General features: G+C 62.9%; 10 protein-coding genes. 7 read left to right on the plus strand and 3 right to left on the minus strand.

The genetic code is table 11. The annotated features are described in order from the left end of the window. The first annotated feature begins 103 nt into the window (after positions 1-103). Positions 104-1,597, plus strand: coding sequence for an MFS transporter (locus AAFP29_RS07470; protein WP_419216712.1), 1,494 nt, complete (start codon positions 104-106; stop codon positions 1,595-1,597). A gap of 5 nt (positions 1,598-1,602) precedes the next feature. Next, entirely contained in the window at positions 1,603-3,264 is a 1,662-nt protein-coding gene (locus AAFP29_RS07475) for an FUSC family protein (RefSeq protein ID WP_419216713.1), read from the plus strand. Here AAFP29_RS07475 and AAFP29_RS07480 read toward each other — a convergent pair. Beyond that, entirely contained in the window at positions 3,245-3,736 is a 492-nt protein-coding gene (locus AAFP29_RS07480; protein WP_419216714.1) for a hemophore-related protein, read from the minus strand. The two genes, AAFP29_RS07475 and AAFP29_RS07480, sit on opposite strands and share 20 nt — an antisense overlap. A 261-nt stretch (positions 3,737-3,997) precedes the next feature. Here AAFP29_RS07480 and AAFP29_RS07485 point away from each other — a divergent pair, with 261 nt between their 5' ends. The 3 genes from AAFP29_RS07485 (at position 3,998) to AAFP29_RS07495 (ending at position 8,415) form a co-directional block, all read left to right on the plus strand. After that, complete coding sequence (locus AAFP29_RS07485; protein ID WP_419216715.1) at positions 3,998-5,293, plus strand: hypothetical protein; 1,296 nt, start codon at positions 3,998-4,000, stop codon at positions 5,291-5,293. 264 nt (positions 5,294-5,557) lie between these two features. Continuing rightward, positions 5,558-7,018 (plus strand): condensation domain-containing protein, encoded by a 1,461-nt coding sequence (locus AAFP29_RS07490; protein WP_419216716.1) that lies wholly within the window; start codon positions 5,558-5,560, stop codon positions 7,016-7,018. Then, positions 7,015-8,415, plus strand: coding sequence for a condensation domain-containing protein (locus AAFP29_RS07495; protein ID WP_419216717.1), 1,401 nt, complete (start codon positions 7,015-7,017; stop codon positions 8,413-8,415). The genes AAFP29_RS07490 and AAFP29_RS07495 overlap by 4 nt, the downstream gene beginning before the upstream one ends. A gap of 32 nt (positions 8,416-8,447) precedes the next feature. On the opposite strand, the gene AAFP29_RS07500 is transcribed toward AAFP29_RS07495, so the two are convergent. After that, a complete protein-coding gene (locus AAFP29_RS07500; RefSeq protein WP_419216718.1) occupies positions 8,448-8,624 on the minus strand; it encodes a hypothetical protein in 177 nt (58 codons plus the stop codon). 276 nt (positions 8,625-8,900) lie between these two features. On the opposite strand from AAFP29_RS07500, the gene leuA reads away from it, so the two are divergent. Both leuA and AAFP29_RS07510 read left to right on the plus strand, forming a co-directional pair. After that, positions 8,901-10,754, plus strand: coding sequence for a 2-isopropylmalate synthase (gene leuA, locus AAFP29_RS07505; RefSeq protein WP_419216719.1), 1,854 nt, complete (start codon positions 8,901-8,903; stop codon positions 10,752-10,754). Then, a complete protein-coding gene (locus AAFP29_RS07510; protein ID WP_419216720.1) occupies positions 10,751-11,149 on the plus strand; it encodes a YchJ family protein in 399 nt (132 codons plus the stop codon). The genes leuA and AAFP29_RS07510 overlap by 4 nt, the downstream gene beginning before the upstream one ends. A 14-nt stretch (positions 11,150-11,163) precedes the next feature. Here AAFP29_RS07510 and AAFP29_RS07515 read toward each other — a convergent pair whose 3' ends face one another. Next, entirely contained in the window at positions 11,164-12,033 is an 870-nt protein-coding gene (locus AAFP29_RS07515) for a LysR family transcriptional regulator (protein WP_419216721.1), read from the minus strand. Positions 12,034-12,051 lie beyond the last annotated feature (18 nt).

The following is a 12,051-nucleotide window of genomic DNA, read 5'->3' on the forward strand; positions in this document are numbered from 1 at the left end:
TCCGGGGCAGGAATATCTGGATTGCGTACAGCGTACTCATTCATTAGAGTTCGAGAGCGCAACATGCCGCGTACAACGTACGCAATCCAGTCGAGGAGGACCAATGGTGATCGAGTCACCCGCCGCACCGACCACGCACGGTGGGTCGCGGCGTGCGTGGTTTGGCCTCGCGGTCCTCGTCCTACCGGTGTTGCTGGTGTCGATGGACGTGTCGGTGCTCTTCCTGGCAATGCCGACGTTGACTCACGAATTACACCCCGGCGCGACCCAATCACTGTGGATCCTCGACATCTACGGCTTCCTGCTGGCCGGACTTCTGATCACGATGGGCAACCTCGGCGACCGGATCGGCCGACGTTTGCTATTGCTCATCGGCGCGACGATCTTCGGTGCCGGTTCGGTCGTCGCCGCACTCTCGGTGGACCCGACCATGCTGATCGCCGCACGCGCCCTGATGGGGATCGGCGGAGCGACGCTCCTGCCGTCAAGCTTGTCGCTGATCTCCACGATGTTTCCCGACGTCGGGGCCCGCGCCCGCGCGATCGGCGTCTGGACCTCCGCGTTCGCCGGCGGTGCAGCCGTTGGCCCTATCGTCGGAGGCGTTCTGCTACAACACTTCTGGTGGGGATCGGTATTCTTGATCAACCTGCCGGTTCTCTTGATTCTGCTGATCGCCGGACCGTTTCTGCTTCCCGAACATCGGGCGGGCACCACCGGCGGCTTCGACGTCATCGGCGTAGTCTTGTCTCTCGCGGGCATCCTCCCGACGGTGTATGCCATCAAACACGTCTCCGTCGACGGACCGGACATCATCGCCTTGGTCGCCGGCACTGTCGGCCTGGCGATGCTGGCCCTGTTCGTGGCCCACGAACGACGGGTCGACAACCCCTTATTGGACCTGAAACTGTTGTCCAACAAAAGGTTCGCTCTCGCGATTGGATCGAGTCTGGTCGGTATGATGTCGCTGGCCGCGCTGAGTTACCTGACCAGCATCTACCTACAGACGGTGACCGGACGCGACCCGCTCGACGCCGCGATACTCGGCATTCCGATGGCCGTCACCGTATTCGTCTTCTCCCTATCGGCCGCGCGAATAACCGAAAAGCTGGGCCCGCGTACCGGTTTCATCGTCGCTCTGGGTGCGGCGGCAATCGGCAACTTCGCCCTGCTCGGTATCGGAGTCGACGGCGGCGTCTGGGCCTATCTCGCGGGCTCGGCCATTGCCGGTGTGGGTTACGGCATCGCGTTCAGTCTCGTCTCCGACGTCGCGGTATCGTCGGTGCCGCCGGAGCGCGCCGGAGCGGCGACCGGCCTATCGGAAACCAGTTTTGAACTCGGCAACGCGCTGGGATTGGCCCTACTCGGCTCACTGGCTTCGCTGGTCTTCCAACACGGCGTCGGCCCATCGGGGCAACGGTTCGAGGGCACCCTCGACGAGGTCGTCTCGGCCACCACTGATCAAGCGACGATCACCGCCGCGCAGGAATCATTCGTCACAGGTGTGCATGTCGCGACCGGCCTGGCGGGTGTGTTGCTCGTCGCGATGGCAGTGATCATCGCGGCGATTCTGCCCCGAGAGCGAAACCAGGCACGATAGTTCGCGTGACCGCCCCACCTCCTCGCCCCCGCATTGGGCGCGCGTTCTTGTCGGCGCCCGGCCTCGGCACGCGCTGGCCGGTAGCCGTGCGCGCCGCAGCAACTCTCGCCATTCCCGCGCTCGCGCTGTGGTTCGCGGGCCAGGGTGCGTACGCACTGCTGGTCGCGCTTGGCACCTTCGCGATGCTGTACGGGGAGGACCGGCCGTTTCGGATTCGATGGCGAGTAGTGACGACGATCGGCGCCATCCTCACCGCGTCGGTCGCGGCCAGCGCCTACCTTGCTGACATCCTCCAGTCTGATATCGGGAATGCGAACCTCCGCGAATGCGTGCTGGTCGTCGTGATGGCCACTATCGCGGGGGCAGCGGTGTTTATTGGAACATCGCTGCGGGCCGGGCCGCCCGGCCCGATGTTCGTCGTGCTGACGGCCGGAGTCGGCTGGGTGGTCGTTACCCACGGCGTCGCGCCGGAGATCGTAGTCGGCTGCACCGCGCTGGGGGTGGTGTCCTCACTGGTCGTATCCATGACGCCGGTCCTGTGGTCACGGCACCGACCGCAGGCCGCGGCGATCGACGCGGCCATCGCAGCCGTCGACACTTACCTCGACGCAGCGTCGTCGAATACTGCCGTTCAGGCAGCACAGGCGTCACGTAACGTCGCGGGCGAACAGATGCACAATGCGTGGACTGTCTTACACGACGCGGCGCAAACCGACGGTGACCTCGCCGACCGACTGTGGGCGGCGCATCGGCGGCTGGCCGGCGCACCGGAACTTAGTTCACCTGACGCCGCGGCCAGTTTCGCGCCACCATTGCCCCGACCGTCTGTGTCGCATCGCCTCGCCCAGTCAGCACACCCGCATACCCTGCCCGCCTATGTCGCCAGCCGGGTGGTGCTCGCAGCACTCGTCGCCGGTGGAGTGTCCGTTCTGCTCGGGCTGGGCCGGCCCGACTGGGCGATCATCGCGGTGGTGCTGGTTTTGCAGATGGGCCCCGACCGCGTGCGGGGTTCACTGCGTGGTGGGCAGCGCATGCTCGGCACATCGCTTGGCCTGGTGCTATTCGTCGGGGTCGCGTTGACCGAGCCCAACCATCTGACGTTGATTCTGCTGCTGACGGCTTTACAATTCCTCATCGAACTGACCGTCGCCAGCAATTACGGTCTGGCCGCCACTTTCATCACGCCGCTGGCGTTGTTGATGAGTTCGCCAAATGGAGCCGACGCCGTGTGGGCTACGGCAGGAAATCGGTTGGCCGAGACCGCGATCGGAGTGTTGTTGGCCATCGGATCACTTTGGGTGCTGTGGCCCAGGGGTCATCGGGCGACGCTGAAACTGGCACATCGCCGAACTCTTACCGAGTCATTCAGCGTGCTCGATGCCGTTTCGCGCCAGTCACCGCTCATGCCATCGGTATCAATGATGCGCCGGGACTTACAGTGGACCCTCCTCGGAGCGGACACAGCGGGTACCAACGCCGCACTCGATGAGCCCGACTGGGCGAAACAGGAGTGGCCGCAACATCTTTCGATCTGTGGCGCGGGGTACGACGTTCTCGCCGCGTGCTGGAATGCGCCGGCGGGCGAGCCGGTCAGCGCCGCCGATGGGCAAGCGCTGACCGTACGGGTGTCGTCGTTGGACGCGGCGATCAGTACTGACCGCAGGTAGCTTTCACCTTTGCCCGCAGTGCCTGGATCTCCTGCTTATGCTTGGCGCGGTCCTGCTTATTTCCCTTGCGCTGGTGGCCTTTGCCGCGCGGCTTTATGTTGTGATCCTTGAGGAACTGGCGAGCACCGGATTCCAACGGATGACTCTTGCGCCACTGCGCACGTTTGGCCTGGCGCTGTTGAGGAGTCATCACAATGATCGACTCGAAGCGCTTCTTGTGCTTGGGGTTTGCGCTGATCTTCTTCCATAGCGCGGGATCTTCCTTGGCGAGGGCCTTCTCGACCTGCGCCAGCGTGCACGAAGTACCGGGCACCTTGGTGTGCGGGGCCGGCGCGGCTTTCGCGGGTCCGGGATGGGCTGGAGCGGCCTGGGCCACCCCGCCGGTCATCAAAATCGACGCGGCTCCGGCACCGGCGACCGCAACGGCGATCCGACGGCGCAATGACGACGTACTAGCAGTGGACTGTTTCATACTTTCCTTTCACAACTCGCCAAGCGGCGAGACGGCCCGCGCACCTCCCGCGCGGACCATCACTCACGCTAGCCCGTCGGCAACGGTATGAAACTGTGAATCATCGTAGGGTTTGCTGTAATCGGGAATAACCGGCTATTTCCGCATAGGCCGGAATCTGCCCGAGAATATGCCCGCCGCCGATCCGGCACAGTGAATCTCACCACGTTGTCCGCTGTGAGTCCGGCGCACTCCGGTCGTTGTGAAGTACGTTGACGATTCATGGGAGCCGCCGCATACCGACTGACCGCCGATGACAACCTCTTCGTCGTCATGGAACACGTCCTCGATATCCCGGTAATCAATCAGTGCGTGTGGCGGCTCGGCCCCGACGTCGACGAAACATTCGTCGCCGCGCTCGCCGACAGCCTCCGCCGGGGCCGACTGTCCCGATTGGTAATCCGCCGCCGACTTCCTATCCGCGACAGGTGGATTCACACATCGAATGCGGGTATCCATCGATTCGACACGGTACCCATCTCTCCGGAGAGCGCCGACAGCTGGGCAACCGCCCAATTGGATGCCAACATAAATAGCGCGACCGGGCCGGCGTGGTCACTAACAGCTGCGCGCACAACCGACGGCAATACTCTTGTCTCCCTGGTGATCTCACACGTTGTCGGCGATGGCGGCGCTGTGGTGACCGGCGTCAGCGAGGCGGCCCGCCACGCGACGACCGCGACGCCGACCGTGTCCCCTTCGTTTATCGATGACCTGCGCGACAGCGCCGATCTCCTTCGATCCGCCGCACGCGCCGCCGTGAGAGTAGTCCGCGGCGGCGCGGCGAGCGCGCCTTCCGTGCCCGATCGAAGCAACCCGCCCACCGCAGACGCCACCATCTCTCCGGCGTCTATCGCGATCACCATCGACGCCGCATCCTTCGACGCCGCGGCTGCCAGTGCGGGCGGAACACCCAACACACTGTTCAGTGCCATCACCCTCGGCATACTCGCCGGTGCCGGACGAGTGAAGCCCGGAGACATCGCATCACTTTCGCTTCCGGTGTCGACTCGCGCCGTCGATGATCAGCGGGCGAACTCCACCACCAGCGTCGTAGCCGAGATCACCGTGACCGACGACCGCTATACCGATCTCTCCGATATTCGTCGCGCCAGTAAGGCGGCCTTTGCCGGACTTGCCGATGGTCCCGACGCCATGGCCCAACTCGTGGTGCTGGCTCAAGCGTTGCCCGACATAGCCATCCGGCGGCTCGCGGCTTCCATGAATACGCCGCAATGTATCGCGTCGAATCTCGGCGATCTCGACCCGACATTCGCGAGCCTGGGTAGTCGACTGCCCGGTCCGGTCGCAATGCGCTCCCTTCCGGTCGGTGTTCCGGCCGACAAGCTCGTCGCGATGCGCGGCGGTATCAGTGCCTGGCTGTCACGTAGCGCGGGTGTGGTCACACTCTGCATCGGTTCTCTCGATCCAGTCAGCGTTCCCACCACCGATGTACTGCGGCAACTCGTCAATGCCGAGCTGGACCGCTGGGGTCTGAATCCCGCACCGTGGTTGTAAAGACGTTAGTGACGGAGTTCACGTCGACCAATTCACGGCGTATTGGAAAGTTACGTACAGGCAAACCCTTAGGTCACGGACGTGACGTCAATCATATTGTGTACCAATTGGATTCGTACACGCTGATCTTAAGTCGAATATTCACTCCTAACCGATTGTCAAGTCTGGTGTCAATCCATCAGTAGTTCTATCTTTCCTCCTAGGCGATCCTTGAAGCCGCAAACATCCGAAAATCAATCATCAATCCGTGGGGAGATTGTTTCGATGGAATACACCGAACTAGCCGACTACCCAATACATTCCGGCACTGTCACCGAATGGCTGCCCGCAGCAACCGGCGACGATTGGCGCCGCGATCCGCGATCACTGTCGACTAATCATGAGGCGCACCTCGCCTTTTCGTCGCAGCAGGGCGATCAGGCTCCGCCGTGCTGGATCGGGACGGCATTCCGAATCTCCGGACCACTCGACGCGGCCGCGTTCACTGAAACCTTGCGGTTGTGGGTCGGTCGTCACGAGGCATACCGCACCACCGCGCGGTCCACCCAATCCGATTCCGGTCTCACCTTCGAAAGGCATTGCGTGGCAGCGGAATCGGTGACTATCGACTCGCGGCGCTACGGCCGACCGCGAGGTGGCACCGAGATCCACGACCACATCGAGAAGTTCTTCGCTACCCAGATTTCACCGTTCATCTGGCCGCATGTGGTGATAACCACCATCGAACCCAACATCTCGACCGCCGAGCAAGAGTGGTTCACGGTTATCTTCGCCGCCGATCATTCGGTGATGGATGCCTACACTCAGGTATTCGCTATCGCCGAACTCACCGAGATCTACCGCGCGGTGGAATCGGGGCGCGAACCGCAACTGCCGCCTACCGCTTCGTATGTGGATTACAGCGTCGTCGAGCGCGAGTACGCCGCTGCTCTGCACGCCGATCACGATGACATCGCACGTTGGCGCGACTACCTGACCGCCGGCTCGGCCACGCCCGCGGTTCCGCGTTTTCCGCTCCCCGTGGTCGGTACCGACGGTGTTGGCGCACAACCGAATCAGCAGGCGAGCCTGTCGCTATGGCTGCTAGACGCCGCCGAAACCGAATCATTCACCGGCAATGCGAAGCAGCAAGGTGGATCGCAGACAAGCGCGATACTCGCCGCGGCGAAGATAGCGCTGTCCAGACTCGGCAACAGCGGCTCGACGCGGTATTTGATGCCCATGCACACCCGCACCAGTCTCGACTACGCCGCCGCGGCCGGGTGGTTCGTCGGACTCATGCCGGTCGATGACGCGGTGGGCGACGCCACCACGTTCGCGGCGGCCGTCGCTGACACGTCAAAAGCGTTGAAGGCCAACAAGGGTCTGGTCGGCAATCCATACTCGCGCGTCGCCGAATTGGTGGGACTCACCGAAGCACCGGAATTCGTCATCTCCTTCGTCGACGGACGTTACCTGCCGGGCGCGGCTGCGTGGACCGAGCATGAACGCGCCCTCCGCAGCACCATGCGCAGCGATACCGAGGTCTACCTCTGGATCAACCGCGCTATCGATGGACTTAATCTTTCCGCACGCTTCCCCGCGAACGAGGTCGCTTCGGCATCGATTCATGCGTTCATCGCGGAGTTCTCCGCCGTGTTGCGTGATGTCGCCGCTACCGGCGATACGTCGGTGTTTCTTGGCAGTCTTCCCGGTCTGCCCAGTACCGCCGAGGAGGTCGCATGAGGATCGCGGCCGCCAGCGACTGGCGGCCGCGGCCGGGCACTCTTATCGACTGGGTGCCGACCCCGGAAACCGTCGCAGCAGCATCGACGGCGCCGACTCATGCGGTCGGCCCATCGTTTCTACAGCGCGATCACATCAACACCGTTGTCGCCGAGCGCGCCGCCGGAACCGAGCATCGCGCGTTCACCTGCGTCACGGTGCCCGTCGCCGAGCCGCTCGACGTCGAGCGGATGACCTTCGCGCTCAACGGATTCCTGCGGGATCACGAGGGTTGGCGGTCCACATTTGATACCGCGGGCGACGATATCGTTCGCCGGGTCGTCGATGCCACGAATATCACCGTGGTTCCGCTTATCGCTGAGGGGTCCGATGCCGCGACCCACCTCACCCGCCGCCTGCCGACCGCGGCCGTCTTCGACGCGTTTCCCGCGGTGGCTTTCGGTGTCGTATCCCGCGAGGATTCGTTCGACCTCTATTTCGCGATCGATCACGCCTTCGGTGACGCGAGTTCGCAGGCGATCGGACTTGCCGAAATCTTGGCCCGGTACCACCGCCCTGCCGAGCAGCCGTGGGCTACTGGCACTCCTGCCAGCCACCTCGAGCACACCGCTGCCGAATTCGCGCGCGCCGCGACATTGACAGTCGACACCCCTTCTGTTCAGCAGTGGCGGGAGATACTGCAGCGCAACAGTAATGGCCTCCCTGATTTCCCGCTCGACCTCGGAATAGTTGACGGCCAGCCGCAGCCGGTACATATCGATCTGCATCAACTCGCAGATGCACCGTCAACCGAGCAGTTGTCCGTCGCCGCTCGCGGGGCCGGTACCGGCTTCTCCGCGTTGATCTTTGCCGCGCTCGCCGTGACCGAGCGGCGACTGGCCGGACGTGATCACTACACGACGGCGACGGTGCTCAGCACCCGCAGCGGCGCACATCTGGGTGCCCAGGGTTGGTATATCAACTTCGTGCCGGTCTCATTCCCGATCCGCGGCCAGAAGCTCTCCGATGTCGTCGCCGACGCTGCCACTGGGTTCGCGACAGCGCGTTCGATGGCGGGTGACCCCGTGCACGGAGCGCTCGGGGCGCTGATCATGGCTGGCGAACTCGACCCGTCGGTGATCACCAATCCGCAAATGGTGTCGTACCTGGACTTCCGCTGGTTCCCCGCGGCCGAGGAACTGCGGGACGCCATCATCTTCACCGGTGAAGGCGTTACCGACCACGCGTCAATCTGGGTAAGCCGAACCGAAAGCGGATTGTTCGCAGGCTCCCAACGCCCGGACAACCCTATTGCGGCAGAAGCAATTTCACGCTATTTCGGCACTTTTCGGGAGGTTCTGGCCGAACATCTCGACGACGCGAGCGTGGCGGCCGAAGCACTGGAGGCGACCGCCTGAATTCGGTTCGCCGGCAGTCGATTATCGATCACCTATTCGTCCTCGAGGTCTTCAAGCCACCACTCGAGTTCTGACCGTGACCCGCAGGTGTCCGCCGGATCAGCGCGGAGCGCGGCACGAATATGCTCGGCGGCTCGCCTCTGTGATGAATAGAGATGATTGCCCAGAATGTCGAGCAGCCCCTTCAGATCGACTTGAAACGTTTCCACTGTGCCCTCCCGTGCCACAAGAATCCAGTGTGCAGGTTATCGCATGCGACAGGCGGCATCGCGAACAGTTGACGGGGCAACCCGGCTTGGCCCACCATGCCAGTTCGGCTAGGGTGAGAATATGCAGCGTGCACTCCTTCTCGGTTGCCGCGGCGGGGTCTGACCGACCGGCTCTCCGTCGCGGGGCCTTTTTATGTGCCGGTCATCTTCCACCATTCGGGCACCGGGAGCGATAGCGAGCGGGCCCAATCGAAATCCCACGGAGATTGACCTCAAATGACACCTGCAGATTCATTTTCCTCCGGCGTCAGCCGAATCGTCGAGCCCAATGGCCCGATTCCCGCCGGACAGCCAGCCTGGAACACCCAGCGCAACTCCGCGATGCCGGTACATCGATACCGACAATTCGCCGATGAAGTCGAGACCATCGCACTGACCGATCGCACCTGGCCGGACAAGGTCATCGATCGCGCACCGATGTGGGGTGCCGTCGACCTGCGCGACGGTAATCAGGCGCTGATCGACCCGATGAGCCCGGCACGTAAACGTCGCATGTTCGACCTGCTGGTCCGTATGGGCTACAAGGAAATCGAGGTCGGCTTCCCATCGGCCAGCCAAACCGATTTTGATTTCGTCCGGGAGATTATCGAAGACGACGCCATCCCCTCCGACGTCACCATTCAGGTACTCACCCAGTGCCGCGAAGAACTGATCGTCCGCACCTTCGAGGCATGTCGGGGCGCGGCGAATGTCATCGTGCACTTCTACAACTCGACCTCGGTACTGCAGCGTCGAGTGGTGTTCCGCGCCGACAAGGCCGCGATCACCAAAATCGCCACCGATGCCGCCCAGCTGTGTCTGTCCGAGCAGGCCAAGTACCCGGACACCAACTGGCGCTATGAGTACTCACCCGAGTCCTATACCGGCACCGAGCTGAGCTACGCCAAGGAAATCTGCGACGCCGTCACCGAGATCATCGCGCCGACCCCCGAGAAGCCGATGATCATCAATCTTCCAGCCACCGTCGAAATGGCGACGCCGAACGTCTACGCCGACTCCATCGAGTGGATGCATCGCAACCTGGCTCGGCGTGACTCGATCATCCTGAGTCTGCACCCACATAACGATCGTGGCACCGCCGTGGCCGCCGCAGAACTGGGGTTCCAGGCCGGCGCCGACCGGATCGAAGGCTGCCTGTTCGGAAACGGCGAACGCACCGGAAACGTCTGCCTGGTCACGCTCGGGATGAATCTATTCAGTCGTGGCGTCGACCCGCAGATCAGTTTCTCCGACATCGACGAAATCCGCCGCACTGTCGAGTACTGCAACCAGCTCAACGTTCCCGAACGCCACCCGTACGGCGGCGACCTGGTCTACACCGCCTTCTCCGGCAGCCATCAAGACGCCATCAACAAGGGCCTCGACCAGATGAAATTCGACGCCGATGCTGCTGATTCCGACGTTGACGACATTCTGTGGCAGGTGCCCTACCTGCCGATTGACCCGAAGGACGTCGGGCGCACCTACGAGGCAGTGATCCGCGTGAACAGCCAGTCCGGCAAGGGCGGTGTCGCGTACATCATGAAATCCGACCGTGGCATGGATTTGCCACGCCGTCTCCAGATTGAGTTCAGTCGCGAAATCCAGAAGTTGACCGACGGTGAGGGCGGCGAAGTCTCCCCCAAGGAAATCTGGGATGTTTTCGCCGACGAGTACCTGAACCCGATCAAGCCACTCGAGCGCATTCGACAGAAAGTTGATGCGGCCGAGACTGACGATGGTGACGACTCGATCACCGCGGTGGTGAAAGTCGACGGCGTCGAGAAGGAGATCTCGGGTGTCGGCAACGGCCCGCTCGCGGCCTTCGTCAACTCACTGAGCACCGTCGGCTACGACGTGCGGGTGCTGGACTATGCCGAGCACGCGCTCACCGCCGGTGACGACGCCAGTGCCGCCGCATATGTCGAGGCCGAGGTGAACGGCGAGATCGTGTGGGGTGTCGGCGTAGCGTCGTCGATTACCACCGCGAGTTTGCGGGCGGTAGTGTCGGCGGTCAACCGCGCCTACCGAGTAAGCAATCCGGCGGAGATCGAGGGCACCGAGCAGGCCGCACGTACCTGGGCCCCGTGACGCTTGCTCCGGCCGACAGGTGCCCATGCGGCAGCGGGGATGTGTTCGGCGATTGTTGCCGACCACTCCTCGCCGGCGCGCCCGCTCCGACGGCTGAGCGCCTAATGCGTTCGCGCTATACGGCTTTCGTAGTCGAAGATGCCGACTATCTGCTCGATACATGGCACCCGTCCAAGCGACCTTCCCAATTGTCGCTCGACGACGAACTGACCTGGCGAAGGCTCGATGTGGTAGCGACCCAACAGGGCGGCCCCTTCGACACAACCGGTGCGGTGGAGTTCGAGGCGTTCTACCGGAGTCCCGACGGTCGGGGATCGCTACATGAGCGGAGTCGTTTTGTGAAGCAGGGCAGGGAATGGTTCTACGTGGACGGGACGGCGTTGCCGAGTACTTGAGACTCCGAACTGTCTCAGACCGCGTCGAGCAAATAACCCAGTACTCGCTGCACCGACGCGGAGGGATCCGGCCGGGTCAACGCTTCGTATACCCTCGCCGCCTGAACCCCCTTGAGCGTCAATGGTTTAACTCCCGGATGACGAATGACATAGCGGGGCATCAGCGCGATCCCGCCGTTCGCCGCGACGATGGCCTCAATCGTGTCGAAGTTCAACAGCCGCTGCGTAACTCGCGGTTGTACGCCGGTTGCGGCGGCAATCGACAGCAGCACGTCGTCGACCGGAAATCCGCCTTCCACGCTGATCCAGTTGAAGTCCGCCAAGTCGCCCAATTCGACGGTATCGCGTTGCGCGATAGGTGAATCCCGCGAAACCACCACATCAATGGGCTCCCGGGTCAGCTCGGTGACTGCCACCCGCGCATCCGATACCGTCGGAGCTCGCTCATCGCGATGGGTGACCACAATATGGTTGTCCGCCAATGCTTTTGGGGCATCGGAGTAGCCGACGTCAAGTTCCGAGGCAATCACCATGACGTCATCGGAGCGCGCGTTGGCAAGGACTCTGGGCAGCAAGAGCGTTGCCCCCGACGGAAACGACGCGAGCCGAACCGGCGCGCTCCCGCCGCGGTAGGCACGCATCTCCTCATCCGCGTGATCGACGGCGGCGATGATCGAATCGGCTCGCAGCACGAGTGCGCGCCCGGCGTCGGTCAGCCTGATATTGCGACCGACCGGCTCGGTCAGTTCGACGCCGACCTCCCTACTCAACACCTTCAGTTGCTGGGATACCGCCGACGGCGTCATATGCATCGCGCCCGCCACCGCGCCCACTGAACCGCGGTCGGCGAACTCACGCAATATCCGCAGTCGTTTGATATCCACGCCTATTACCTTCCCAGA

Source organism: Gordonia sp. CPCC 205333, assembly GCF_048537885.1.
In the GTDB taxonomy this organism is placed as follows: domain Bacteria; phylum Actinomycetota; class Actinomycetes; order Mycobacteriales; family Mycobacteriaceae; genus Gordonia.